Origin of the sequence: Streptomyces sp. NPDC048417 (assembly GCF_040651615.1) — a bacterium.
Lineage (GTDB): Bacteria > Actinomycetota > Actinomycetes > Streptomycetales > Streptomycetaceae > Streptomyces.
In genome coordinates this window covers 120,649-146,165 of sequence record NZ_JBEZKI010000027.1, presented here as the reverse complement: position 1 = coordinate 146,165, position 25,517 = coordinate 120,649, and the positions used below count along the sequence as shown (strand labels likewise).

21 protein-coding genes and 1 pseudogene are annotated in these 25,517 nt (G+C 70.6%); 11 read left to right on the top strand and 11 right to left on the bottom strand.

Going from position 1 to position 25,517, the window contains the following annotated elements:
* Positions 1-2 precede the first annotated feature (2 nt).
* The 3 genes from AB0D59_RS36440 to AB0D59_RS36430 are packed head-to-tail and all read right to left on the bottom strand — an operon-like array spanning position 3 to position 3,069.
* On the bottom strand, positions 3-884 hold the full coding sequence (locus AB0D59_RS36440) for an ABC transporter permease (RefSeq protein WP_362574837.1): 882 nt from the start codon (positions 882-884) through the stop codon (positions 3-5).
* Positions 884-1,810 (bottom strand): ABC transporter permease, encoded by a 927-nt coding sequence (locus AB0D59_RS36435; protein WP_362574835.1) that lies wholly within the window; start codon positions 1,808-1,810, stop codon positions 884-886. The genes AB0D59_RS36440 and AB0D59_RS36435 overlap by 1 nt, the downstream gene beginning before the upstream one ends.
* On the bottom strand, positions 1,807-3,069 hold the full coding sequence (locus AB0D59_RS36430) for a substrate-binding domain-containing protein (protein WP_362574891.1): 1,263 nt from the start codon (positions 3,067-3,069) through the stop codon (positions 1,807-1,809). The genes AB0D59_RS36435 and AB0D59_RS36430 overlap by 4 nt, the downstream gene beginning before the upstream one ends.
* A 267-nt stretch (positions 3,070-3,336) precedes the next feature.
* Here AB0D59_RS36430 and AB0D59_RS36425 point away from each other — a divergent pair, with 267 nt between their 5' ends.
* Positions 3,337-4,203: a phytanoyl-CoA dioxygenase family protein gene (locus AB0D59_RS36425; RefSeq protein WP_362574833.1), complete on the top strand. Its 867-nt coding sequence runs from the start codon at positions 3,337-3,339 to the stop codon at positions 4,201-4,203.
* Positions 4,204-4,207: 4 nt separating this feature from the next.
* Complete coding sequence (locus tag AB0D59_RS36420) at positions 4,208-5,149, top strand: AraC family transcriptional regulator (RefSeq protein WP_362574831.1); 942 nt, start codon at positions 4,208-4,210, stop codon at positions 5,147-5,149.
* A gap of 144 nt (positions 5,150-5,293) precedes the next feature.
* On the opposite strand, the gene AB0D59_RS36415 is transcribed toward AB0D59_RS36420, so the two are convergent.
* Positions 5,294-6,178 carry a carbohydrate kinase family protein gene (locus tag AB0D59_RS36415; protein WP_362574829.1) on the bottom strand — a complete coding sequence of 295 codons (885 nt, stop codon included), beginning with the start codon at positions 6,176-6,178 and terminating at the stop codon, positions 5,294-5,296.
* Between the two features lie 475 nt (positions 6,179-6,653).
* On the opposite strand from AB0D59_RS36415, the gene AB0D59_RS36410 reads away from it, so the two are divergent.
* Positions 6,654-7,760 (top strand): substrate-binding domain-containing protein, encoded by a 1,107-nt coding sequence (locus AB0D59_RS36410; protein WP_362574889.1) that lies wholly within the window; start codon positions 6,654-6,656, stop codon positions 7,758-7,760.
* 393 nt (positions 7,761-8,153) lie between these two features.
* On the opposite strand, the gene AB0D59_RS36405 is transcribed toward AB0D59_RS36410, so the two are convergent.
* Entirely contained in the window at positions 8,154-8,924 is a 771-nt protein-coding gene (locus AB0D59_RS36405; protein ID WP_362574827.1) for an SDR family oxidoreductase, read from the bottom strand.
* Between the two features lie 137 nt (positions 8,925-9,061).
* Here AB0D59_RS36405 and AB0D59_RS36400 point away from each other — a divergent pair, with 137 nt between their 5' ends.
* Entirely contained in the window at positions 9,062-9,703 is a 642-nt protein-coding gene (locus AB0D59_RS36400) for a TetR/AcrR family transcriptional regulator (RefSeq protein WP_362574825.1), read from the top strand.
* Here the strand turns inward: AB0D59_RS36400 and AB0D59_RS36395 are convergent.
* Positions 9,648-9,776, bottom strand: a pseudogene (locus AB0D59_RS36395) (CGNR zinc finger domain-containing protein); the annotation flags it as partial. The gene AB0D59_RS36400 and the pseudogene AB0D59_RS36395 overlap by 56 nt on opposite strands.
* Positions 9,777-9,949: 173 nt before the next feature.
* On the opposite strand from AB0D59_RS36395, the gene AB0D59_RS36390 reads away from it, so the two are divergent.
* Entirely contained in the window at positions 9,950-10,165 is a 216-nt protein-coding gene (locus tag AB0D59_RS36390) for a DUF4177 domain-containing protein (RefSeq protein WP_351740622.1), read from the top strand.
* A gap of 69 nt (positions 10,166-10,234) precedes the next feature.
* Here the strand turns inward: AB0D59_RS36390 and AB0D59_RS36385 are convergent, their stop codons facing one another.
* Positions 10,235-12,517, bottom strand: a complete 2,283-nt coding sequence (locus tag AB0D59_RS36385; protein WP_362574823.1) for a (Fe-S)-binding protein — start codon at positions 12,515-12,517, stop codon at positions 10,235-10,237.
* A 243-nt stretch (positions 12,518-12,760) separates the two neighbouring features.
* Here AB0D59_RS36385 and AB0D59_RS36380 point away from each other — a divergent pair, with 243 nt between their 5' ends.
* The 5 genes from AB0D59_RS36380 to AB0D59_RS36360 all read left to right on the top strand — a co-directional run bounded on the left by AB0D59_RS36380 (position 12,761) and on the right by AB0D59_RS36360 (position 18,054).
* Positions 12,761-13,780 (top strand): MraY family glycosyltransferase, encoded by a 1,020-nt coding sequence (locus AB0D59_RS36380; protein WP_362574821.1) that lies wholly within the window; start codon positions 12,761-12,763, stop codon positions 13,778-13,780.
* 94 nt (positions 13,781-13,874) lie between these two features.
* Positions 13,875-15,719, top strand: coding sequence for a molecular chaperone DnaK (dnaK, locus tag AB0D59_RS36375; protein ID WP_362574819.1), 1,845 nt, complete (start codon positions 13,875-13,877; stop codon positions 15,717-15,719).
* A complete protein-coding gene (gene grpE / locus AB0D59_RS36370) occupies positions 15,716-16,375 on the top strand; it encodes a nucleotide exchange factor GrpE (protein ID WP_362574817.1) in 660 nt (219 codons plus the stop codon). Before dnaK ends, grpE begins: the two co-directional genes overlap by 4 nt.
* A gap of 36 nt (positions 16,376-16,411) precedes the next feature.
* Positions 16,412-17,587: a molecular chaperone DnaJ gene (gene dnaJ / locus AB0D59_RS36365; protein WP_362574815.1), complete on the top strand. Its 1,176-nt coding sequence runs from the start codon at positions 16,412-16,414 to the stop codon at positions 17,585-17,587.
* 5 nt (positions 17,588-17,592) lie between these two features.
* Positions 17,593-18,054 carry a helix-turn-helix domain-containing protein gene (locus tag AB0D59_RS36360; RefSeq protein WP_362574813.1) on the top strand — a complete coding sequence of 154 codons (462 nt, stop codon included), beginning with the start codon at positions 17,593-17,595 and terminating at the stop codon, positions 18,052-18,054.
* A gap of 58 nt (positions 18,055-18,112) precedes the next feature.
* On the opposite strand, the gene AB0D59_RS36355 is transcribed toward AB0D59_RS36360, so the two are convergent.
* Positions 18,113-20,530 carry a PA14 domain-containing protein gene (locus AB0D59_RS36355; protein ID WP_362574811.1) on the bottom strand — a complete coding sequence of 806 codons (2,418 nt, stop codon included), beginning with the start codon at positions 20,528-20,530 and terminating at the stop codon, positions 18,113-18,115.
* Between the two features lie 292 nt (positions 20,531-20,822).
* On the opposite strand from AB0D59_RS36355, the gene AB0D59_RS36350 reads away from it, so the two are divergent.
* Positions 20,823-21,935: a substrate-binding domain-containing protein gene (locus AB0D59_RS36350; RefSeq protein ID WP_362574809.1), complete on the top strand. Its 1,113-nt coding sequence runs from the start codon at positions 20,823-20,825 to the stop codon at positions 21,933-21,935.
* Positions 21,936-22,135: 200 nt separating this feature from the next.
* Here AB0D59_RS36350 and AB0D59_RS36345 read toward each other — a convergent pair whose 3' ends face one another.
* The 3 genes from AB0D59_RS36345 to AB0D59_RS36335 are packed head-to-tail and all read right to left on the bottom strand — an operon-like array spanning position 22,136 to position 25,456.
* Positions 22,136-22,978, bottom strand: coding sequence for a transglutaminase family protein (locus AB0D59_RS36345; protein WP_362574807.1), 843 nt, complete (start codon positions 22,976-22,978; stop codon positions 22,136-22,138).
* A 1-nt stretch (position 22,979) separates the two neighbouring features.
* Positions 22,980-23,912, bottom strand: a complete 933-nt coding sequence (locus AB0D59_RS36340) for an alpha-E domain-containing protein (RefSeq protein ID WP_362574805.1) — start codon at positions 23,910-23,912, stop codon at positions 22,980-22,982.
* Positions 23,909-25,456: a circularly permuted type 2 ATP-grasp protein gene (locus tag AB0D59_RS36335; RefSeq protein ID WP_362574803.1), complete on the bottom strand. Its 1,548-nt coding sequence runs from the start codon at positions 25,454-25,456 to the stop codon at positions 23,909-23,911. Before AB0D59_RS36335 ends, AB0D59_RS36340 begins: the two co-directional genes overlap by 4 nt.
* Between the last annotated feature and the right edge of the window lie 61 nt (positions 25,457-25,517).

Below are 25,517 nucleotides of genomic sequence, written 5' to 3'. Positions count from 1 at the left end.
GGTCAGTCGGAGCGGCGCCGCCCGTAGCGGGCGGTGAGCTGGTCGCCGAGGATGCCGATGTTGATGATCAGGAGGGACAGGGCGATGCCGGGCAGGGTGGAGATCCACCACCGCGTTTCCAGGTACTCCTTGCCGTTGGCGATGGTCTGCCCCCAGGACACGGTCGACAGGGGCAGCCCGATGCCGAGGAAGCTGAGCCCCGCCTCCGCCAGCACCACCAGCGCGAACTCGAGGGTGGCGAGGGCGACGATCGGCCCCGCCGTGAACGGGAGGACGTGCCGGGCGAGGATCTTCCGGCCCGGCACTCCCAGCACCCGTGCGGCGTCGACCCAGGGCCGTTCCCTGAGGGAGAGCGCGACACCGCGGGTGACCCGGGCGAAGGTGATCCAGCCGGTCGCCGAGAGCGCGAGGACGACCAGCAGGACGCTGCGCTCGAAGGCGCCCGCGATCACGATCGCCAGCAGGATCGCGGGAAACGCCAGCAGGATGTCGAAGACCCGGGCGAGTACGGCGTCCACGGCACCGCGGAAGTATCCGGCGACGGCGCCGAGGAGGACCCCGACGAGACAGGAGAGGGCGACCGTGGACACGCCGATGAGCACCGACGTCCTGGCCCCGTAGACGATCTGGGCCAGCAGGTCGCGGCCGAGCCCGTCGGTGCCCAGCCAGGCCGTGCCCCCGGTGGAGGTCCGGGAGCCGGGGGAGAGCAGCCGGTCGTCCAGGGACGTGTGCACCGGGTCGTAGTGGATCAGCAGCGGCCCCACGACGGCCACCAGCAGGTAGCAGCCCACGACCACGGCGGGGGCCCGGGAGAGCAGCCCGCGGCGTCGCGCCCGCGGTGGGGCCGCCGTCAGCGTCTCGGGGGCGGTGGCGAGGTCGGCCATCAGACGGCTCCCGTCCGGATCCGCGGGTCCAGCTGGGCGATGAGCAGGTCGGCCACCAGGTTGAGGACGACGACGATGCCGGCGACCAGGAGGGTGGCGCCCTGGACGACGGCGTAGTCACGGTTGGCCACCGCGTCCACCACCAGCGAGCCGAGGCCGGGCCAGGCGAAGACGTTCTCGACGATCACGGCGCCGCCGACCAGCGCCCCGACCTGGACGCCCACCACGGTCACCACCGGGATCAGCGAGTTGCGCAGGGCGTGCCCGAGCAGCACCTGACGCTCGGTCAGTCCCTTGGAGAGCGCGGTCTGGATGTAGCCCTCGCGCATCGTCTCCGCGAGGCTGGTCCGGGTCAGCCGGGCGATGATCGCGATGAACGGGAACGAGAGGGTGACGGCCGGCAGCACCAGATGCTGGGGCGTGCCGGACCCGGAACTGGGCAGTACGCGCAGGCCCAGGGCGAAGACCAGCACCAGCATGATGCCGATCCAGAACGTGGGGAACGACTGGAGGGCGATCGTGCAGGCCGACACCACCCGGTCCACCACCCCGCCCGGCCGTCCGCCGGCCAGCATGCCGAGCGTCAGCCCCACGAGCACCGCGATCACGGTGGCCGTCAGCGTGAGGTCGATCGTGGCGGGCAGCCGGTCGAGGACCGCGTCCATGGCGGGCCTGCCGAGCCGGTGCGACTCGCCGAAGTCAAGGCGGGAGACGTCACCGAGATAGCTCAGGTACTGCGCGCCGAGCGGCCGGTCGAGCCCCAGCGAGGCGCGCAGGCTGTCGATCTGGCTCTGATCGGCGTCCGGGCCGAGCAGCACGGTCGCGGGGTCGCCGGGTGCGGCCCGGACGATGAGGAAGATCAGCGAGGCGGCGCCCCACATCACGAAGACGCCGATGAGCAACCGGTGCACGATCATCCGGATCATCCGCCGGGCCTCCCGCCGGGCTCGGACCGGCTGCCGTCGAGCCCGGGGCGTACCGGTCCGGGTCCGGCGGCGGCCGGGCTGCTGTCGGTCGGTGCGGGGTCGTCGGTGGGGGCCGGGCTGCTGTCGGTGGGAGCCGGGTCGCCGGTGTGGGGCGGGAGGCTCGTACCGGCCGGGCCGGCGCCCGCGCGGACCGGTCCGATCGAGTCGCCCGGTACGAACGTGCAGGGCACCGTCAGCCGGCGTGGCTCGCAGGTCTCCTGGTCGAGCAGTTCGATCAGCAGCCGTACGGCCTCGCCCGCCATCCGGGCGCGGGGCAGGGAGAACCGGGTCCAGTTCCGCAGCTCCGGTGTCCAGGACGGCGGATCGCCCAGCAGGGCCAGCGAGCAGTCCTGGGGGAACCGGACCCGCTCCGTGCCGGCCATCGTCGCGAGCGCCTCGGTGAGCCGGTTGTCCTCGGTCGGCTCGACCAGCAGCGCGGTGATCCCGAGGTCGCCGATCCACCCCTCGAGGCGTTCGGCCGTCAGGTCCGCCGGATCGGCCAGGCTCCGGATCAGCGCCTCGTCCAGGGCGATGCCGGCTTCGGCCAGCCCGCGCCGGTATCCCTCCTCGCGGTCCCGGGTGGGCTCGCTGTCCTCCAGGGCCCGCAGGTACAGGATCCGCCGGTGGCCGAGGAGCGCCAGCTCGGCGACGAGCGCCGCGGTCGCCGAGACGTAGTCGGCGGCCACGTAGGAGAGTTCACCGTCGTCCACCTCGCGGCGGCCGACGAAGACGAACGGGAAGTCCTCCCGGACCAGGGCGGACAGCTCCTCGCGGCGGACGTTCCGGCCGAGCAGGACACAACCGTCCGCGATTTTCAGCCGGTTGGCCCCGCCGACATAGATCGACCGCTCGGCCGCCGAAGGACCGGATTCACCGCCGTCGGAACAGAACAGCAACAGGTCGTATCCCTGCCGTGCCGTTTCCGCCTCCACGCCGAGCAGAAACGGGTAGTAGAAATCGCGCTGGTCGGTCGGGAACACCGATTCGAACGTGTACAGCCCGAGCAGCCGATTCCGGCCGCCTTTCAGACTGCGTGCGGCGACATTGGCCGCATAGCCCAGTTCCGCGGCCGCCGCCAGCACGGCCCGGCGGGTCGATTCCGCGATCTGCGCACTGGCCGCACCGCCGCTGATCACCAGTGACACCGTTGCCTGGGAGACGCCGGCATGGCGGGCGATGTCCCGCTGGGTGGAGCGTCTACGCCGTTCGGGAGGGACCATGAGCACCCCCGGTTAATACGTATTAGCAGGTGCCGAAAGACGCTACTCGGACGCCGCGAAACGCGTCAAGACGCGTGAACTCCCTTTGGCGGGACCGTTTCCCGCATACTTCGATCATGCCGCGTGACAGGATTCGCCATCCCCCTGCACGGGCGAGCCATGGCAGCCGGACGCGGCGTTCAGGAACATCGGGAACACGACCGTTTTTCCGTTGTGCCGAGGTCCGGCGGGAAGTCGCGCCGACGTCCCGGCAGGAAAGGGAGTCCGATGACCGTCCGCGCCGCTGTGGAAAACGATCTCGCCGCCCGCTTCGACCGGGACGGTTATGCCGTGCTGCCGGGCGCCCTGACGGCGGCGGAGGTGGCGGAGCTGCGCGCGGAGACCCTGCGGATCTGCCGTGGCGAACGGGGCGCCGTCGAGGGGGCGCCGGCGCCGGTGGCGGGCGAGAGCGACGACGACACCGTGCGCCGGTTTCTGTGCGTGCACTATCCGCACAAGCTGTCGGCGCTCATGCTCGACACCATGCGCCATCCCGCCGTCGTCGGGCCGCTGACCGAGGTGATCGGACCCGACATCAAGTCGATGCAGTCGATGCTGTTCGTCAAGTCCGAGGGCAGGCCGGGCCAGGCGTGGCACCAGGACGAGATGTTCATCCCCACCCGGGACCGGTCTCTGACCGCCGCCTGGCTCGCCCTGGACGACGCCACCGTCGACAACGGCTGCCTCTGGGTCCTGCCGGGCTCGCACCGGCCCGGCGTCATCTACCCCAACCGCGAGCACGACGACGCCCGTTACGACTGCACGGTCCAGTCTTACGGCTTCCCCTACGACGAGACGGACGCCGTACCCGTCGAGATCGCCGCCGGATCGGTGCTGCTCTTCAACGGCTACCTGCTGCACAAGTCGCTGCCCAACACGAGCCGGCGAGGCTTCCGGCGGGCCCTGGTCAACCACTACATGAGCGCCTCGTCCCTGCTCCCCTGGGCGCCCCCCGGGTCCGAAGTGCCCATGGCCCAGGCCGACTTCAGGGACATCGTGCTGGTCGCGGGCCGAGACCCGTACGCCTACAAGGGCACCACCGACATCCGTACACCCCGGGTACGCCGCGACCGGTCCGGGGGCTGCGACCGGTGAGGCCATGACGGAGGCCGCGCTCGGTGAGGCGACGACGGAACGCGCCGGGTACGGCCCGCCCCTCGCCCCCACGCTCGTCGCCCGGCTCGGCCCCGCCGTCGCCGACTACCCGCCCGGCTCGGTCTTCGGCCCCCGGGACGCGGGATCCTACGAGTTCGTCTGGCTGCTGCACGGCAGTGCCCGCTGGGTCTGCGGCGGTCTGACCGTGCCCCTGACGCCGAGCGCGCTGCTGCTCGTACGCCCCGGAATGCGCGACACCTTCCACTGGGACCCGGGCCGGCCCACCCGGCACGGCTACACGCACTTCCTGCTGCCCGCCGCCGGGCGGGGCACGGACCTCCCCGACGACAGCGGCTGGCCGGTCGTCCGGGACCTGACGGGGCGCGGCGATCCGATGGCCGCGCTCTGCCAGTACCTCCTGACGCTCGGCGCGAGCCGCCCGCCGGCCTGGGAGCGGCACGCCGAGGAGACGTTGCGGCTGCTGCTCCTCACCTTCGTGCACGGCCCCGGCCCCGAGACCGGCGCGGGCACGCTCCCGGAACCGCTGGTCGCCATGATGGCCGAGGTCAGCGCCCACTGGTCGGACGGCGTCGCCCGGCCGCTCGCCCTTCAGCGGCTGGCACGGGCGGCCGGGGTCTCGCAGAGCACGCTGTGCCGGCTCTGCCGACGGCGGCTAGGCGTCAGCCCCGTGGAAGCCCTGGAACGGCTGCGCCTCGCACGGGCCGAGCCGCTGCTGTGGCTCAGCAACCTCTCCCTGCGCGCCATAGCGGTCCAGTGCGGCTTCGCCGACGCCTACCACTTCTCGCGCCGGTTCCGCGCGGTCTACGGCATGCCCCCGAGCGCCTTCCGTACGGTCCCGCCCGAGTCGGCACCGCCGTCCCCGATCACGAACGGCGCGCTGTCCGCGCTCCAGGCCCTGGCGCCGCCCTCACACCCGGGACGGTGACCGCCGACCGTCAACCGGGCGGGCCGGTACGGCACGTAGGCCGCCCCGGCGTCCAGGAATGCAGGGCTGATTTCCTGCTGCCGTCAATGGAGTGCCCAACACTGTTGCCGCCGTGACGGCTGCTCCCGGCCACCGGCCAGGGCCTCAGCGCAGGAGCCCGTCCGTCGTCTTCCGGTCCGGGTAGCCCCCCTGGGCTCCGAGGTGGCCGCAGGCGTACGTCGCCGAGGCCACCGCCGCCCGTAACGCCGTGTGCGGATCCTGGCCGGACAGGGTGCGGGCTATGTAGACCCCGGCCAGGCAGTCGCCCGCTCCGGTGGTGTCGACGATCCGGGCGGCGGGCGGCGGCGTGACGGCGACCTCCCCGGACCCGTCCGTCAGGACCGCCCCACGCGGCCCCTGGGTGCGCACGACCGACCCGAGCCGGTGCCGGGCGGAGAAACCGCGGACGTCGCCGACCTCGGCCGCGGCCCGGTCGTTGAGGAAGACCACCTCCGCCCCGTACAGGGCCGGCGCGAGCGCCGCCACGCCGTGGCCGAGCGCAGGGGGCTCCAGGTCGACGGAGAGGGGGATGCCGGCGGCCCGCGCCCGCTCCGCGAGGACCGCGGCGGCCCCGGGGTGCAGGCACGAGGTGTGGATCCAGTCCACGCCGTCCAGATCGGCCTCGCGCAGCCGTTCCGGCGGCGGATACTGCGAGACCGACGAGGTGTAGACGAGCCGCTTCTCCCCGTCCTCGGCCAGGGTGCACACCGACACCGCCGTCCTGCCCGGTGTCGTGGTGACGCCGGTGACCCCGACGCCGCGCGCCGCGAGGTGGCTGGTGGCGTAGGCACCGAACACGTCGTCCCCGACGACGGCGAGCAGAGCCGCGCCGACGCCCTGCCGGACACAGGCGACCGCCGAGTTGGCGACGACTCCGCCGGCACCGACCAGGTTCTCGAACGCGTGCGTCTTCTCGTCCGGTTCGGGAAAACGGGCGACGCGCAGCGCGACGTCGAACGCGATGTCTCCGCAGAACAAGGCCAACGCCATGATCGCACCCCCTCGCGACACCTCTTGCCGTGCCTTCGCTATGTCTTCGCCGTGCCTCCGCCATGCCTTCGCCGTGTCCTTGCCAGTGCACCACAACCGCACCGGAGCGCACGGCGACAATGGGCAACGGCGACATCGGAGTGCGGCCGAGAACACCGTCATGGCGATAGCGCTCGCGAAGTGACCGGGGGCTCTCGCGGCTTCGACCGGTCCCCCGGCCCGGCCCCGCCGAAATCCAGCAACCCGGAGGCTCACCCCGCACCTTCAGCGGCAACCGCCTGACCAGCGGCAACCGCCATCCCGCCGCCCCGTCCCGCCGCGTTGCGCCCCGCTCACCCCAACAGCCTTGTTGTCCTTACGTCTTGACGTGCCCGGCCGCTCCGCGTTTGCTTCCTCCACGTCATCGGTTGCGCATGATGCTCCCCCCACTCGGAAGGCGCCTGATGTGAGCGCTCCTGTCCTCTGCGGCACCCCCGTGTCCCGTATCGCCCTGGCCCTGGCCGCCGCCACGTCCGCTCTCACGCTCACCGCGTGCGGTGTCGTCGACAGCATCGGCGGGAGCGGTGGCTCCCCGTCCGCGACGAAGGGCGACGACATCACGGTGGGACTGCTCCTGCCCGACAAGGACACGACCCGGTTCGAGACCTTCGACCACCCCATCTTCAGGAAGGAGGTCGCCTCCCTCACCCACGGCAAGGGCAAGGTCGTCTACGCCAACGCCGAGGCGAGCCCGGCCACCCAGAGCCGGCAGTTCCGGCGGATGGTGGACCAGAAGGTCGACATCATCCTGGTGGACTCGGTCGACGCCAAGGCCATCGCACCGGACGTCCGGAAGGCCAAGGACGCCGGCATCCCCGTCATCGCCTACGACCGCCTCGCCCAGGGACCGATCGACGCGTACGTCTCCCACGACAACGAACTCGTCGGCGAGGTGCAGGGCCGCGCCATCATGGAGGCGCTCGGCGACAAGGCGGCGACCAGCGAGATCGTCATGATGAACGGCGACCCCGCGGACCCGAACACCGCCAGCTTCAAGGAGGGTGCCCTCGGCGAGTTCCAGAACAAGGTCCGGATCGCGAAGTCGTACGACACCGACAAGTGGTCGCCGGCGGTCGCCGAGGCGAACATGAAGAAGGCGATCCAGGCCGTCGGCCTGAAGAACATCGCCGCCGTCTACTCCGCCAACGACGGCATGGCCGGCGCCGTCATCGGCGCGATGAAGGAGGCGGGGGCCACCACGATCCCGCCGGTGACCGGGCAGGACGCGAACCTGGACGCGGTGCAGCGGGTCGTCTCGGGCGAGCAGTACATGACCGTCTACAAGTCGTTCCTGGACGAGGCCACCCAGGCCGCCCAGATGGCGGTGTACAAGGTGCAGGGCAAGGACATCCAGTACGACGCGCTGACCCGCGACACGGTCGACAGCCCGACCCGGCGGAAGATCCCCGCGACGCTCGTGCCGGTGGTCTCCCTCACGAGGGACAACATCAAGGACACGGTGGTCGCGGACGGCGTCTACTCCGTCGACCAGATCTGCACGCCGAAGTACGCGGCGGACTGCGCGGCGATCGGCCTGAGGTAGCGAACGGCCCGCCGCACCCGCGAATCGGTCGTCGCGGCGCACTTCGGCGGAGCCGGAGCCGTGGAAGTCCGCAAGCAGGGTGCGGGGTTCACCCTCGGCCGGTGCGGCGCCTTCGCCCCCTGCCCGGCCCGCGCTCTCGGTTGGTGCCGCGCCTTCGCCCCCTGCCCGGCCCGCGCTCTCGGCCGGTGCGGCGCCTTCGCCCCCTGCCCGGCCCGCGCTCTCGGTTGGTGCCGCGCCTTCGCCCCCTGCCCCGGCCCGGCCGCCGCCACAGGTGCGGTGTACCTCTACCGGGGCGCCAGCACCAGCACCAGCACCGGCAAGGGCGCCTTCGGCGCCCGCGCGACGCTCGCGACGGGGTGGCACGGCTGCCGGTCCGTCAACCGAGCGGCCGCGCTACGCGGCGATGACGGCGACCCCGGTCCTGCCCCCGTCGACGTCCACCACGGTCCCGTGCACGAAGGACGCCTCGTCGCCGGCCAGCCAGACCGCGGCCTGGGCGACGGCGTCCGGGGTGCCGACCCGGCCGGCCGGGGTGCCCTTCATCATGACCTCGCCCGGGTGGGGCTCCACGCCCGCCGGGGTCGGGGGCAGGATCACGCCGGGCGAAAGGGCGTTGACCCGCACGCCCTGGGGGCCGAACTCCGCCGCCCAGGCCCGGGTGAGGGTCTCGATCGCCCCCTTGGTGGAGCTGTAGAGCGCGCCGACGGGGACGGCGAGCCGGGCGATCCACGAGCCGAGGTTGATGATCGCCCCGCCGCCCGCCTCGGCCATCGCCGGGGCGACGGCGGCGGTGAGGAAGAACGGCGCCTTCACGTTCACCCCGTAGACCTCGTCGAACGTCTTCTCGTCGGTGCCGGCGGTGCTCGCGGACGGATAGATGCCGGCGTTGTTCACCAGGATGTCGATGCGCCCGCCCAGGGTCTCCCGGGCGCGGGCGGCCAGGTCCTGGGAAGCCTCCGGGCTGCCGTCGAGGTCCGCCGCCACGAAGTCGGCCCGGCCGCCGGACGCGCGGATCCCCGCCACGACCTGTGCGCCCCGTTCCGCATTGCGCCCGGACACGATGACATGCGCCCCCTCGGCGGCGAAGGCCTCGGCGATCGCCTGCCCGATGTTGCTGGTCGACCCCGTGACCAGGGCCGTCTTGTTCCGCAGCCGTTCACTCATGACGCAGTCTCCCTAAGTCCGTTGTCCCGCGACGGGCGGTGTGCGGTCCACTGTGCGTCGCATAAAATGGACCGGCAAGTCCAGAAAGTCGACCGTCGGGGCGACTCACGCCACCGGAGTTCGGAGGGAGGAGCCGGATGTCGCAAACGCTGACCGCGAAGGGGCGCGCCACCCGGGCCCGGATCGTCGAGGGTGCCGCCGAGGTACTGCGCGCGCAGGGTGTCGCCGCCACCACGCTCGACGACATCCGCGGCCGCACCGGCACCAGCAAGAGCCAGCTCTTCCACTACTTCCCCGACGGCAAGGACGCCCTGCTGCTCGCGGTGGCCCGGTTCGAGGCGGACCGCGTGCTGGCGGACCAGCAGCCGCACCTGGGGCGGCTGGACTCCTGGGAGTCCTGGCGGCAGTGGCGGGACGTGGTGGTGGAACGCTATGAACTCCAGGGCGACCGGTGCCCCCTGGGCTCCCTGTTCCTCCAGGTCGGGCGGTCCAGCCCCGGCGCACGGGCGATCGTCGCGGAGCTGATGCGGCAGTGGCGGGGGCAGCTCGCCCGCGGCATGCGCGCGCTCCAGACGAACGGTCTGGTGTCACCGGACCTCGACGTCGACCGGACGTCCACCGCACTGCTCGCGGGCATCCAGGGCGGTGTCTCGATCATGATGTCCACCGGTGACTCCACCCACCTCAAGGCGGCGCTGGACACCGGCATCGAGTACCTCCGCGTCAGCGGCCAGGCGATGGAGCGGTCTTCTCACGGGCGCGGTACGCGGCTGCCTTGATCCTGTTGCCGCGGGACTCCGTTCCGCACCACTGCCGGCGCATAACCCGGGAGCGGTCGATGCGGGTGCGGGTGCGACCGTCAACGCCACCGGCCGCCACCGCCACCACCACGGTCTGACGCGACCTCTGACGCGACCGGCGCCCCGTAATTCCGGTCCCGCGGTGTGCGGCGGCGCCCCGGGGTGATTGTCTGGCTCCGGCAACCCCGTCCCGACCCGGCCCCGCCGCAGGAGGATCCCGCAGTCATGAGCAGTGCCTACGCGTACGAGTACAAGGTCGTCACCTTCCGGGAGTCGCTGATCGGCGACGCGCTGGACAGCGACAAGCTGGAGAAGGTCCTCAACAAGCACGCCGAGGACGGCTGGGGCCTCAAGGCCATCACCTCCGCCGACGTCAAGGGCCGGATAGGTCCCGGAGCCGTCGAGGGCCTGCTGCTGACCTTCGAGCGCCCGCGCGCCTGATACGAGGCGGACCACACCACAACGCCCCCCGACCCGCAGTGGGTCGGGGGGCGTTCCGCTGTGCGCGGGTTACTTCACCGGCTCCGGCTCCGGCGCGCTCTCCTGCTCCGCCTCGCCGGCCGGGTCGACCGGGGTCCGCACGGAGTCGAGGAGCAGCTGGGCCACGTCCACCACCTGGATGGACTCCTTGGCCTTGCCGTCGTTCTTCTTGCCGTTGACCGAGTCGGTGAGCATCACCAGGCAGAAGGGGCAGGCCGTCGAGACGATGTCGGGGTTGACCGACAGGGCCTCGTCGACGCGCTCGTTGTTGATGCGCTTGCCGATGCGCTCTTCCATCCACATCCGGGCGCCGCCGGCGCCGCAGCAGAAGCCGCGCTCCTTGTGGCGGTGCATCTCCTCGTTGCGCAGGCCCGGGACGTTGGCGATGATCTCGCGCGGCGGCGTGTAGATCTTGTTGTGGCGGCCCAGGTAGCAGGGGTCGTGGTAGGTGATGATGCCCTCGACCGGGGTGACCGGGACCAGCTTGCCCTCGTCCACCAGGTGCTGGAGCAGCTGGGTGTGGTGGATGACCTCGTAGTCACCGCCGAGCTGCGGGTACTCGTTGCCGATGGTGTTGAGGCAGTGCGGGCAGGTGGCGACGATCTTCTTGGCCGACCTGGGCTTGCGGGACTCCTCGGTCACCTTGCCGTCGTCGTCCAGCTCCTCGCCGAACGCCGTGTTCAGCGCCATGACGTTCTCCATGCCGAGCTCCTGGAACAGGGGCTCGTTGCCCAGGCGGCGGGCGGAGTCGCCGGTGCACTTCTCGTCGCCGCCCATGATCGCGAACTTGACGCCCGCGATGTGCAGCAGCTCGGCGAAGGCCTTGGTGGTCTTCTTGGCGCGGTCCTCGAGGGAACCGGCGCAGCCGACCCAGTAGAGGTACTCGACCTCGGTGAGGTCCTCGATGTCCTTGCCGACGACCGGGACCTCGAAGTCGACCTCCTTGAGCCACTCCAGGCGCTGCTTCTTGGCCAGGCCCCAGGGGTTGCCCTTCTTCTCCAGGTTCTTGAGCATCGTGCCCGCCTCGGAGGGGAAGGCGCTCTCGATCATCACCTGGTAGCGGCGCATGTCGACGATGTGGTCGACGTGCTCGATGTCCACCGGGCACTGCTCGACACAGGCGCCGCAGGTGGTGCAGGACCACAGGACGTCCGGGTCGATGACGCCGTTCTCTTCCGCGGTGCCGATCAGCGGGCGTTCGGCCTCGGCGAGGGCGGCGGCGGGCACACCGGCCAGCTGCTCCTCGCTCGCCTTCTCCTCGCCCTCCATGGTCTTGCCGCCGCCCGCGAGCAGGTAGGGCGCCTTGGCGTGGGCGTGGTCCCGCAGCGACATGATCAGCAGCTTGGGGGAGAGCGGCTTGCCGGTGTTCCAGGCCGGGCACTGCGACTGGCAGCGGCCGCACTCGGTGCAGGTGGAGAAGTCCAGCAGGCCCTTCCAGGAGAACTGCTCGACCTGGGAGACGCCAAAGACGTCGTCGTCACCGGGGTCGGTGAAGTCGATCGGCTTGCCGCCGGAGGTCATCGGCAGCAGGGCGCCCAGGGAGGTCTCACCGGTGGCGTTGCGCTTGAACCAGATGTTCGGGAAGGCCAGGAAGCGGTGCCAGGCCACACCCATGTCGGTCTTGAGGGCGACCACGATCATCCAGATGAAGGAGGTCGCGATCTTCAGGCCGGCGAAGAAGTAGGTGAGGTTCTGGAGCGTGGAGACGTCCATGCCCCGCAGCCAGGAGACCACCGGGTAGGAGATGAAGAAGGAGGCCTCGTAGGAGTCCACGTGGTGCTGGGCGCCCTCCAGGGCGTGCAGCATGAAGATGCAGACGCCGACGATCAGGATGACCGTCTCCACGAAGTACGCCTGGCCGAAGTTGGAGCCGGCGAAGCGGGACTTGCGGCCCGGCCGGTTCGGCTTGCTCAGCTGGCGGATGACGATCAGCACCAGGATGCCGAGGACCGTCATGGTGCCGATGAACTCGACGAAGACGTTGTACGGCGGCCACTCGCCGATGACCGGCAGCAGCCAGTCGGCCTGGAACAGCTGGCCGATGGCGTTGACGATCGTCAGCAGCAGCGAGAAGAAGCCGACCGCGACGAACCAGTGCGCCACGCCGACGATGCCCCACCGGTTCATCCGGGTGTGGCCGAGGAACTCCCTGACCACCGTGACGGTCCGCTGCACGGGCTCGTCGGTCCGGGTGCCGGCGGGCACGTTCTGGCCGAGCCGCATGAAGGTGTAGATCTGCAGGACGGCGCGGGCGAACAACGCCACGCCGACCACGATCAGAACCAGCGACACGATGATCGCGGCGAGTTGCATGGGGGCTCCTCGGGCCTGCGAGGGGTCTCTTCGGGTCTCTACACGAGGGTTCCCGAAATTACTAAGCGGTAACTTATGCAGTCGGTCTGAGACTACCCGCATCTTTACTCGCACTGTAGTCAGGTACGGGGTGATCTGAATCGCTGAGGTGTGCCTGACCTGCCGCTGCCTTGCGGTGGCAAAGTGATCGTGTTATTCGTGTTACTCGTACGGAATTGTTACATTCAGGTCTAATTTAGACCTGTGCTCTACGGGATCGCCGCCGCCACCACCGCCCTGCTGCTCGCCGCCGTCCTCGCCGCGCTGATCCGGCCGCTCGCGCTGCGGCTGGGGCTCGTCGACCGCCGGCGGACGCGGCCCGTCCCGGTGCTGGGCGGGTTCGCCGTCGTGGGTGCCACCTGTCTGGTCGCCGGCGCCGGCGAGTGGACCGGGGTCGCCCCGCTCGGTACCGGGGTCGGGGAGCTGCTGATCGCCGGGGGAGCCGTGGCGCTGCTCGGGCTGGTCGCCGACGTGTGGCGGCTGAAGACCCGGTTCCTGCTGATCGGTACGGCGGCGGCGGCCGCGTGTGTGGTGCCGTACGGGGAGTTCGGTGTGGCCGAGGGGCTGCTCGGGGTCGGATGGATCGCCTTCGTCGCCGTCGCCTTCAAGGGGCTGGACCACGCGGACGGGCTGGCCGGGACCGTGGGAGTGATCACCGCCTTCGGGGTGGGGGCCTGTGCCACCGCCGAGGTCATGGACGGGCTGGCCGTGCTGCTGAGCGTGCTCGCGGCCGCGCTCACCGGGTTCCTGATGCACAACTGGCATCCCGCGCGGATCGCGCTGGGCGCCACCGGCGCGCTGTTCGCGGGGTTCGTGCTGGCCGCGGCCGCGCTGATCACCCGAACCGGGCACGACCCGTTCGCCAGCGCGGGTGTGCTGTTCGCGCTCACCGCCGTCGCGAGCGCCGACGTGCTGCTCGTCGTACTGTCGAGGCTGCTGGCCGGGCGGCCGGTGCTGCGGCAGGGGCCCGACCATCTCGCGCACCGGCTGCGGCGGCTCGGGCTCACCCCGCCGGGCGCGACCGTCGTCCTGGGGGCCGGATCCTTCGCGGGGGTGCTCGTCGGGGTGCTCGTGCACGGCGGCTGGATCGGGCGGACGGGCGCCACATGCGTCGCCTGCGTCACCGTCAGCGTCGTGCTGCTACTCCTTCGGGTGTCGGTTTATGGACCCCGGCGCCTGGAATCCTCGCAGGTCAGCGGGCACTTGCGTGTAAGGAACGGATAAGAGTTGAGTCTTCACGACTCAGGTCTGTTGACCCATGGCCAGGCTTGATGCACACTTGAGTCCGTTCCACTCAAGTCAGCTGGAGGAAATCACCATGGCACGTGCGGTCGGCATCGACCTGGGCACGACTAACTCTGTCGTCAGCGTTCTTGAAGGCGGCGAGCCCACCGTCATCACCAACGCCGAGGGTGCCCGGACCACGCCGTCCGTCGTCGCCTTCGCGAAGAACGGCGAGGTGCTGGTCGGCGAGGTCGCCAAGCGCCAGGCGGTCACCAACGTGGACCGCACCATCCGGTCCGTGAAGCGTCACATGGGCACCGACTGGAAGATCCAGCTGGACGGGAAGGACTTCAACCCCCAGCAGATCTCCGCGTTCATCCTGCAGAAGCTGAAGCGAGACGCGGAGGCCTACCTGGGCGAGAAGGTGACCGACGCGGTCATCACCGTCCCGGCCTACTTCAACGACTCCGAGCGCCAGGCGACGAAGGAGGCCGGCGAGATCGCGGGCCTGAACGTCCTGCGCATCGTCAACGAGCCCACCGCGGCCGCGCTCGCCTACGGCCTCGACAAGGACGACCAGACGATCCTCGTCTTCGACCTCGGTGGCGGCACCTTCGACGTGTCCCTCCTGGAGATCGGTGACGGCGTCGTCGAGGTGAAGGCCACCAACGGCGACAACCACCTCGGTGGTGACGACTGGGACCAGCGCGTCGTCGACTACCTGGTCAAGCAGTTCGCGGCCGGCCACGGCGTGGACCTCGGCAAGGACAAGATGGCCCTCCAGCGCCTCCGCGAGGCCGCCGAGAAGGCCAAGATCGAGCTGTCCTCGTCCACCGAGACCTCGATCAACCTGCCCTACATCACGGCGTCCGCCGAGGGCCCCCTGCACCTGGACGAGAAGCTCACCCGGGCCCAGTTCCAGCAGCTGACCGCGGACCTCCTGGAGCGCTGCAAGACGCCGTTCCACAACGTCATCAAGGACGCCGGCATCCAGCTCGGCGAGATCGACCACGTCGTCCTCGTCGGCGGCTCCACCCGTATGCCCGCCGTCGCCGAGCTCGTCAAGGAGCTGACCGGCGGCAAGGACGCCAACAAGGGCGTCAACCCGGACGAGGTCGTCGCCATCGGCGCCGCCCTCCAGGCCGGTGTCCTCAAGGGTGAGGTCAAGGACGTCCTGCTCCTCGACGTGACCCCGCTGTCCCTCGGCATCGAGACCAAGGGCGGCATCATGACCAAGCTCATCGAGCGGAACACGACGATCCCGACCAAGCGGTCCGAGATCTTCACCACCGCCGAGGACAACCAGCCCTCCGTCCAGATCCAGGTCTACCAGGGCGAGCGCGAGATCGCGGCGTACAACAAGAAGCTCGGCATGTTCGAGCTGACCGGTCTGCCGCCGGCCCCGCGCGGTGTCCCGCAGATCGAGGTCGCCTTCGACATCGACGCCAACGGCATCATGCACGTGACCGCGAAGGACCTGGGCACGGGCAAGGAGCAGAAGATGACCGTCACCGGCGGCTCCTCGCTGCCGAAGGACGAGGTCGACCGGATGCGCCAGGAGGCCGAGCAGTACGCGGAGGAGGACCACCGCCGCCGCGAGGCCGCCGAGACCCGCAACCAGGGCGAGCAGCTCGTCTACCAGACCGAGAAGTTCCTCAAGGACAACGAGGACAAGGTCCCGGGCGAGATCAAGACCGAGGTCGAGGAGTCCATCGCCGAGCTGAAGGAGACGCTCAAGGGCGAGGACACCGCCGAGATCCGCACCGCCACCGAGAAGGTCGCGGCCGTCTCCCAGAAGCTGGGCCAGGCCATGTACGCCGACGCCCAGGCCTCCCAGGCCGCCGGCGGTGCCGCTGCCGGTGCCGGTGAGAGTGACGCCGCCGACGACGTGGTGGACGCCGAGATCGTCGACGACGAGCGCAAGGACGGTGCCGCGTGACGGAGGAGACCCCGGGCTTCGAGGAGAAGCCCGACGTCCCCTCCGGCGCCACCTCCGACGACGCCGAGCCGAAGGCCGCTCCCGCACAGGGGGCGGCCCCGGCCGGGGACGCAAACGCAGCAGAAGTGGCCGGCCTGACGGCACAGCTGGACCAGGTGCGCACCGCGCTCGGCGAGCGCACCGCGGACCTCCAGCGCCTCCAGGCCGAGTACCAGAACTACCGCCGCCGAGTGGAGCGCGACCGGATCACGGTCCGGGAGATCGCCATCGCGAACCTCCTGACCGAACTCCTGCCGGTGCTCGACGACATCGGCCGCGCGCGGGAACACGGCGAACTGGTCGGCGGTTTCAAGTCGGTGGCCGAGTCGCTCGAAACGGTCGCGGCGAAGATGGGACTCCAGCAGTTCGGCAAGGAGGGCGAGCCCTTCGACCCGACGATCCACGAGGCGCTGATGCACAGCTACGCGCCGGACGTCACCGAGACGACGTGCGTGGCGATTCTTCAGCCCGGGTATCGCATCGGCGAGCGCACCATCCGCCCCGCGCGGGTGGCGGTCGCCGAACCGCAGCCGGGAGCGACGCCGGCGAAGGCCGAGGGGACCGACGAGGCCCCCGCGGCCGGCGACGAGAAGGACAACGGCCCTGAGGAGGGCTGACGTAATAAGGACCGAGCGGAAGGAGGGGCGTCGGGGATGAGCACCAAGGACTTCATCGAGAAGGACTACTACAAGGTCCTCGGCGTCCCCAAGGACGCCACCGAGGCCGAGATCAAGAAGGCGTACCGGAAGCTCGCCCGCGAGTTCCACCCGGACGCCAACAAGGGCAACGCCAAGGCCGAGGAGCGCTTCAAGGAGATCTCCGAGGCGAACGACGTGCTCGGCGACCCCAAGAAGCGCAAGGAGTACGACGAGGCACGCGCCCTCTTCGGCAACGGCGGCTTCCGCCCCGGGCCGGGCGCGGGCGGCGGCAACTTCAACTTCGACCTGGGCGATCTCTTCGGGGGCAACCCGCAGCAACAGGGCGGGGGCGGCTTCGGCGGCGGTTTCGGCGACGTCCTCGGGGGCTTGTTCAACCGGGGCGGCGGCGCGGGCACGCGCACCCAGCCCCGGCGCGGCCAGGACATCGAGTCCGAGGTCACGCTCAGCTTCACGGAGGCCATCGAGGGCGCCACGGTCCCGCTGCGGATGTCCTCGCAGGCCCCCTGCAAGGCCTGTTCGGGCACCGGCGACAAGAACGGCACACCGCGCGTGTGCCCGACCTGTGTCGGCACCGGCCAGGTGGCGCGAGGATCCGGAGGCGGCTTCTCGCTCACCGACCCCTGCCCGGACTGCAAGGGCCGCGGCCTGATCGCGGAGCACCCCTGCCTCGACTGCAAGGGCAGCGGCCGCGCCAAGTCGTCCCGGACCATGCAGGTCCGCATCCCCGCCGGGGTGACCGACGGCCAGCGGATCCGGCTGCGCGGCAAGGGCGCACCGGGCGAGCGCGGCGGTCCGGCGGGCGACCTGTACGTCATGGTCCACGTCGACACCCACCCGGTGTTCGGCCGCAAGGACGACAACCTCACGGTGACCGTCCCGGTGACCTTCACCGAGGCGGCGCTCGGCGGCGAGGTCAGGGTGCCCACCCTGGGCGGACCGCCGGTCACCCTGAAGCTGCCCCCGGGCACGCCCAACGGCCGCACCATGCGCGCCCGTGGCAAGGGCGCGGTCCGCAAGGACGGCACCCGTGGCGACCTTCTGGTCACCGTCGAGGTGAGTGTCCCGAAGGACCTGTCGGGGAATGCTCGTGACGCGCTGGAGGCGTATCGCGAGGCGACCGCGGGCGAGGACCCGCGCGCCGAGCTGTTCGAGGCCGCGAAGGGAGCATGACAGAGATGGACGGCCGTCGACGCAGTGACAATTTCCGAGGTCCGTACGAACTGACCGAGGAGACTCCGGTCTACGTCATCTCGGTGGCGGCCCAGCTCTCCGGACTGCACCCGCAGACGCTGCGCCAGTACGACCGCCTGGGCCTGGTCTCCCCGGACCGCACGGCCGGGCGGGGCCGGCGCTACTCGGCCCGCGACATCGAACTGCTCCGCCAGGTACAGGCGTTGTCGCAGGACGAGGGCATCAACCTGGCCGGCATCAAGCGCATCATCGAACTGGAGAACCAGGTCGCCGCGCTCCAGGCCCGCGTGGCCGAGATGGAAGCGGCCCTGGACGGCGCGGCGGCCGCGATGCGGCAGCGCGAAGCGGCGGTGCACGCCTCGTACCGCCGTGACCTGGTCCCGTACCAGGAGGTCCAGCAGACCAGCGCGCTGGTGGTGTGGCGGCCGAAGAAGGCCAAGGACTAGCGGTAGCTGCGCGAAGGGGCCCGGAGGACATGTCCTCCGGGCCCCTTTCGTCATGTGGTCAGTAGTCCCAGATGCCGTAGGCCGTGGAGGTGACCGACGCCTCGGCGCCCGAGGCGTCCAGGCGGACGACGCGGTAGTAGTAGAGGCCCAGCGAGTCCCCGGACACCGTGGTGTCCATGTAGTACGCGGTGTTGCCCGTAGGGCCCTCGGACAGGGTGACGTAGGCGGCCGCGGCCGGGTCCCAGCGCTCCACGCGGTAGGCGGCGAACCGGGAGCAGTCGCCGAGGCCGGAGCTCGCGGAGCAGTTCACGTACAGCTCCGGGTAACGGTCCGCACGGATCTCGGTCTTCGTCCAGCCGGGCGGCCGGGTGTCGGGCAGGGTGACGGAGACGGTGGTGGTGTGGAAGAAGTCGGGGCCCTCGTTCTCGTACAGGTGGAAACCGTCCGCGGCGGCCACGCGGTAGACGTGGGTGGCGCCGTCGGGGACGGTCGGGCAGAGGATCCCGGTGGCTGCGGAGTTAGAGGTCCAGCAGTTCTTCTTCCAGACCGTCTCGCCGGTGTCCGGGTCGGTCATGCCCTGCCACACGTAGTACTCGGTGACGTCGTCGTCGGCGGGCGGTGTCCAGGTCAGGCGGACGCCCAGGGGGACGGGTTCGGCCGTCAGGTTCTCCACCGGAGCGGGGCGCACGGTGTCCGGCGTGGTCGCCGTGGCGGCCGGACCGGGCCGCGACTCGTGGCCGTACGGGTCGATCGTCACGACCGTGTAGTCGTACGTCGTCTCGGAGGCGCCGGAGACGTCCCAGCAGACGCCGTTGATCTGCCGGTCCCCGGCGTACGCGGGGGCGTCGTCGCCGGTCCAGGTCCAGTACGTCTCGGGATCCGCCGGCGGCAGGTCCTGCGAGTTGTTCGGCTTGCACCCGGTCACGGTGCTGCTGACACCGGTCGCCTTGTCGGTGCGGACGATCCGGTAGGTGAGCAGCGGCCGGTCCTCGCCGAAAGTCCACGGGTCTGCGCTGCTCCACTCGACCATCACGCCCTCGTCGAAGCGGTTCGCGGTGGTCCGGAACGCGGGGACGGCCTCGGTGCGGTCCGCCATCGTCAGCGTGACCTCCACCGGGGCGGCCGCGTTGCCCTGTGCGTCCACCGAGCGCACCGCGTACCGGTAGCTGTCGGCGACCGCGAGTCGCTGGAGCGGGACGACGTCGGTGTCCTTCGTGGTGTGGACGGCGGTGCCGGTGCCGGGCAGGGCGTCGACATAGCCGCCGGTCGCCGGGTCGTACTGGAGGACCTGGTAGGAGGCGGCGCCGTCGACCGGGGACCACACCAGGTGGGGCACGCCCGAGCGGTACCCGGACCGGGCGTCGGCCGCGGTCGCCGGAGGCGTCAGGTCGCTGGTGGTGAACGTGGTGGCGGCCGAGTACACGGACCAGTTCCCGGCGGCGTCGCGGGCCCGGCCCCGGTAGGTCACCTTGCTGCCGTCGGCCGGGTAACCGGTGTCGCAGATCGCGCCCTTGGCGCCGGTGTACACGGTGGTCCAGGCGCCGGTGACGGGGTTCCGTCGCTGCATCTCGTACCACGCGATGTCCGCCGCGTTCTCCGCGGTCGTGACGAGTTCCGGGGCCGCGTAGGGCCGGTCGGACGGGCACCCGTCCATCTCGACGAACGGCGCGGCCGGCGGGGTCTTGTCGGGGGTCGTGACGCCCAGGTCGGCGCTGCCGGGGGACTGGTTGCCCGCCTTGTCGTGGGCGCGGACCTCGTAGTAGTAGGTGGCGCCGGTCTTCGGCGGGGTGTCGGTGTACGTGGCGGAGGCGGTCGTGGCCAGCGGCTTGCTGCCGAAGGAGCCGCCCTTGAGCCGCCGGTAGACCCGGTAGCCGGCGAGGTCCGGTTCCCTGTTCTTCGACCAGGTGAGCTTCGCCCTGCCGGTGGCCGTGTCGTACGAGAGGGAGGTCCCGCTCGGCGCGAGGGGCCTGACCTTGTCGATGCTCGCCGAAGTGCGGGGCGTGTACGTGAACTTGACCTTGGCGGCGCCGGTCCAGTTGACGTAGTCGATCCGCAGGGTGTGCCTGCCCTTGGGGACGGTCACGTTGACGGTCTTGCTGACGGTCTTGGACGTGTTCTTCCACAGGTCGACCTTGCGGCTGCCGTCGACGTAGACGCGGATGCCGTCGAGTCCGGAGGCGGCGAGGGCGAAGGGGCCGCCGGAGCCGAAGTCGCGGGTGACGCTCCAGCGGACGCCGAAGTTGTCCTTCGGCAGGCCGGAGGCGGGGGCGCCGCTCCAGCTCTCGCTGATCGTGGAGTCGCAGGCGGTCTTCTTCGGGGTGCCCTTGAACGTGGTGTTCGCGAACAACTGCCGTTTGTAGACCGGTGCGGTGCAGCTTGTCGTGGCCGCCGAGGCGGACTGCGTGGCACCGCCGAGCAGGGTTCCGGCGGTGGCGAGCACCACGGCGCCGGCCGCGGTGCGTCTGGCTGGGTTCATTCGATCCTCTGGTCGTGTCCGTGTGACGGGCCGAGCCGTCCCGATGTCGACTCATGAGGAAAGGAGTTGGTTGTACTGATCTTTGCCTGCTCGTGAACTCCCTTTGGATGGAGAGCCCGTAAAGGGTGTTTGGAGATGATTCCGCATACCCTTCACAGACACAGCGGAGCGTAGTGTTGCGCACTCGTTAAGTGGTTCCGCTTGACGCCGGGTGTGGCGTACGCGTTGGCTTTTGAGACATCTGGGTCGCAAGCAGCCCCACGTCCGGAACGCACCTGAAGTGAGCCCCCGTATGCGTCGAATAGCCATGTTTGTGGCCGCGTCCACGATGACCCTTCCGCTTGCCGGCTGCGGCATGCTCAACGCGACAGGATCGTCGACGTCCGCGACCCCGACGAAGGGCAACGACATCACGGTGGGTGTGCTGATGCCGGACAAGATCAACACCCGGTACAGCAACTTCGACTACCCGATCATGAAGTCGAAGATCGCCGAGCTCACCAACAAGCAGGGCCGGGTCGACTACCAGAACGCCGCGTCGTCCGCCCCCACGCAGGCCAAGCAGCTGCAGAAGATGATCGACGACAAGGTCGACGTGGTCATCCTGGACTCGGTCGACTCGCACGCCATCGCCGGCACGGTGAAGAAGGCCAAGGACGCGGGCATTCCGGTCATCGCCTACGACCGCCTCGCCGAGGGCCCGATCGCCGCCTACGTCTCCTTCGACAACGAGCTGGTCGGCGAGGTGCAGGCCCGTACGCTCCTGGAGGGCATCGGGTCGAACGTCGACACCTCCGACAAGGTCATCATGATCAACGGCTCGCCGACGGACCCGAACGCCAAGCAGTTCAAGACGGGTGCCCTGTCCGAGCTGACCGGCAAGGTGACGATTCCGACCGACGCCATGTTCGACACCAAGGACTGGGACCCGCCGACCGCCGGGAAAGAGACGACCAAGGCGATCAACGCGATCGGCAAGGACAACGTCGCCGCCGTCTACTCCGCGAACGACGCGATGGCGGGCGAGATCATCAAGGCCCTCAAGGCGGCCGGCATCACCGACATCCCGCCGGTCACCGGCCAGGACGCGGACCTCGACGCCATTCAGCGGATCCTCACCGGCCAGCAGTACATGACCGTCTACAAGCCCTACCCGGCCGAGGCCGAGGCCGCCGCCGAGATGGCCGTCTACAAGGTGCAGGGCAAGGACATCCAGTTCGACGCGCTCACCCAGGACCAGGTCGACAGCCCGTCCAACAAGGACATCCCGGCCCAGCTGGTGCAGGTCAGCGCCGTGACGAAGAGCAAGATCAAGGACACCGTCGTCGCGGACGGCATCTACAAGATCTCGCAGATCTGCACCGCCGACTACAAGTCGGCCTGCGACGCGGCCGGCCTCAGGTAGGCCCCGCCCCCCGACCGCTGCCGCCGGCCCGCCGCAGCCGCGGGTCCGGCCGCCGCTGGCCCGCGGACCGAGACCACGGCCACGATCCTCACCACGGCCACGATCCTCACCACGGCCAGGGCCGTCACCACGGCCACGGCCGTCACGCGACCCTGGTGAACTCCACCGTCACCTCCGGAGCCCCGCCGGGGACCCCTCGGTCACGCGACCCTGGTGAACTCCACCGTCACCTCCGGAGCCCCGCCGGGGACCCCTCGGTAGATCCCCTTGTGGGGCGTGACGTCGTCGTAGTCCCGTCCCCGGGCCACCACCACATGCGACTCGTCGGCCCGCACCCGGTTCGTCGGGTCGTAGCCGCACCAGTCACCCGCCCAGTACTCGATCCAGGCATGGCTCTGCCCGGCGACGGGGCGGTGCAGCTCCGCCTCCCGCTCCGGGTGCAGATACCCCGAGACGTACCGGGCGGGCAGCCCCAGCCCCCGCAGCAGGGCGATCGTCAGATGCGTGATGTCCTGGCACACCCCCGCCCGTTGGGCCCATGCCTCGGCCGGTGACGTGTTCACACTGGTCGCGCCCGGGAGGTAGGCGACCCGGTCGGCCACCATCCCGGAGACGGCCACCGCGGCCTCGTGCGGCCCCAGCCCGGCGGCGGCCTCCCGCGCCTTCTTCACCAGCTTCTTCGGCACCGTCGTCCGTGACGTCCCGGTCACGAACTCCAACAGCCGTGACCCGCCCGCCCGTTCGGCCACCTCCGCCCAGGCCGGCGGCTGCGGCAACGGCCCCGGCGCCGAGGTCTCCACCAGGCTCGACGCCGTGATGGTCAGATCCTCGTGCGGCTCCAGCAGGTCGAACCCGGTGACCTGGGTCCCCCAGTAGTCCCAGTACGACCAGACGGCGGTCGCCGGAGCGACGGTGACCCGCGCGTCCAGCGTGGTCTGCCCCGGCAGGGTCAGCGGGGTCATCCGGACCTCGTTGTGCGAGGAGGCCGCGGGCCGGGCGTACGCGACGCGGGTGACGTGCCGGATCCGGAGGCGACGAGCCATCTCAGGCTCCTTCCTGGGCCCACTCGACGGGCCCCTGGTACGGGAAGAACCGTTCTGCCACCGCGTCGGCGCACGCCGTGCAGGCCTGCTGCAGATCCCGCAGCAGCACCGGCAGCTGGTCCTCCAGGGTGTGCGTGTCCAGGTACTCCAGCCGGGTCCGCAGCCGCCCGACCGGCGACCGCGCCGGATCCTGACGCGGCCGGCCGAGCGCGGCCAGACATTCCTCCGCCGTGGTCAGCGCGTGCAGCACGGAGCGCGGGAAGTCCCGGTCGAGCAGCAGGAACCCGGCCACTCTCGGGGTGTCCCCGAACCCGCTGTGCACCCGCGCGTAGGCCTCGTCGGCGCCGCTCGCGCTGAGCAGCGTCGGCCAGTCCGGCGCGTGCGCCGCGTCCAGCACGCGCACCGACAGCAGCCGTACGGTCATGTCCACCCGCTCCAGGCTCCGGCCGAGGACGACGAACCGCCAGCTGTCGTCGCGGCTCATGGTGGAGTCGGCGAGACCGAAGAAGAGGGCGGCCCGGCGCCGTACCAGCTCCAGGTAGGAGTAGGGGCCGGTGCGGCGGGCCGCCAGGCGCTGCCCGGCGAGGGCGTGCCAGGTGGAGTTGAGGCACTCCCACATCTCGGAGGAGACGGCCTCACGGGCGCTGCGCGCGTTCCGGCGGGCGGCGCCCAGCGCCCCCTCGATCGCCCCGGTCGAGCGGGCGTCGAAGGCGAGCTGGTCGAGGACCTGCTGCATGTCCACGGGCTCCGGGCCGGCGTCGACGCCGAGGATCGCGTACAGCGACCGGCAGGCCGTGTCCTCGTCGCGCCAGGGGTCCTCCAGCATCCGGTGCAGGTAGGCGTCGAGGATGCGGCCGGTGGCGTCGGCACGCTCGACGTACCGTCCGGTCCAGGTCAGTGCCTCGGCGATGCGGGAGAGGATCACGTCGTTCACTGCTGGTGCGCTCCTTCCGGTACGTCGGGACGGGTGCCGTCGGGGCCCAGGAGGCGCGGGACGATCTCCGGGACGGCGCCGGCCGGGGCCGGTGCGGGCCGCTCGGCGGGGCCCTCGGCGAGCACCCAGGTGTCCTTGGAGCCGCCGCCCTGGCTGGAGTTGACGATCAGGTTGCCCTCCTGGAGGGCGACCCGGGTCAGTCCGCCGGGCAGCACCCAGATGTCGTCGCCGTCGTTCACGGCGAACGGGCGCAGGTCAATGTGGCGGGGTGCCATGCGTTCACCCGCGAGGGTGGGAGAGGTGGAGAGGGCGACCGGACGCTGCGCGATGTAGCCGCGCGGATCGGCGACAACGGCTTTGCGAGTGCGTTCCAGGGTCTCGGCGTCGGCCTTCGGCCCGATCACGATGCCCTGTCCGCCGGCCCCGTCGACGGGCTTCACGACCAGCTGGTCGAGCTGGTCGAGGACCGCCTCCAACTGGCCGGGTTCATCAGGTCGGTAGGACTCCACATTGGGGAGAATCGGTTCCTCGCCGAGGTAGTAGCGGATGAGATCCGGGACGTAGGTGTAGAGGAGCTTGTCGTCCGCGATGCCGTTGCCCACGGCGTTCGCGAGTGTGACGTGACCGGCGATGGCGGCGTTCAGGATGCCGGGGCAGCCGATCACCGAGTCGGGGCGGAAGTGCAGCGGGTCGAGGAAGTCGTCGTCGAGGCGCCGGTATACGACGTGCACGGGCACCTCGCCGCGCGTCGTCCGCATCCACACCCGGTTGTTGCGGCACACCAGGTCATGGCCCTCCACCAGCTGCACGCCCATCAGCCGGGCCAGCAGGGCGTGTTCGAAGTAGGCCGCGTTGCCGGGCCCCGGAGTGAGCACCACGACCCGGGGATCGCTCGCCGCTCCGCCGGGCGCGGCGGCGCGCAGCGCGGCGAGCAGCCGCCCGGCGTAGCCGTCCACCGGCAGCACATGCTGCTCGGCGAAGAGCGAGGGGAAGATCCGGGTCATCGCCCGCCGGTTCTCGATGACGTACGACACCCCGCTCGGCACCCGCACGTTGTCCTCGAGCACCCGGAACTCCCCGGCCTCGTCCCGCACCAGGTCGATTCCGGCCACGTGGACGCGTACCCCGCCGGGCGGTTCCACCGCGTGCGCCGCCCGGTGGAAGTGGGGCGAGGACAGCAGCAGCCGCCAGGGCACCACCCCGTCCTCGAAGGCCCGGGCGGGCCCGTAGGCGTCGGCGAGATAGGCCTCCAGGGCCCTGACCCGCTGAGCCACGCCTCTTCGTACGAGATCCCACTCCAGGGCGTCGAGGATCCTGGGCACCAGGTCCAGCGGCCAGGGCCGTTCCTCGCCCGCGAAGGCGTAGGTCACGCCGCGGTCGGTGAAGGCGCGGGCCATCTGGTCGGCCCGGAAGCGCAGTTCACCGGGCTCGATCGGCTGGAGTGCCGCCAGTACCGGCTCGTAGGCGGTCCTGACCTCCCCCGGCCGCACAAACATCTCGTCCCACGCGTCGGCCAACGCGTACGCGTCAAATATGTCCGCCATGAAGGGACGTTAGAGCGGGCACGTAACACGGTGATCACCGGCGGATTTCGGGGATCCGCCA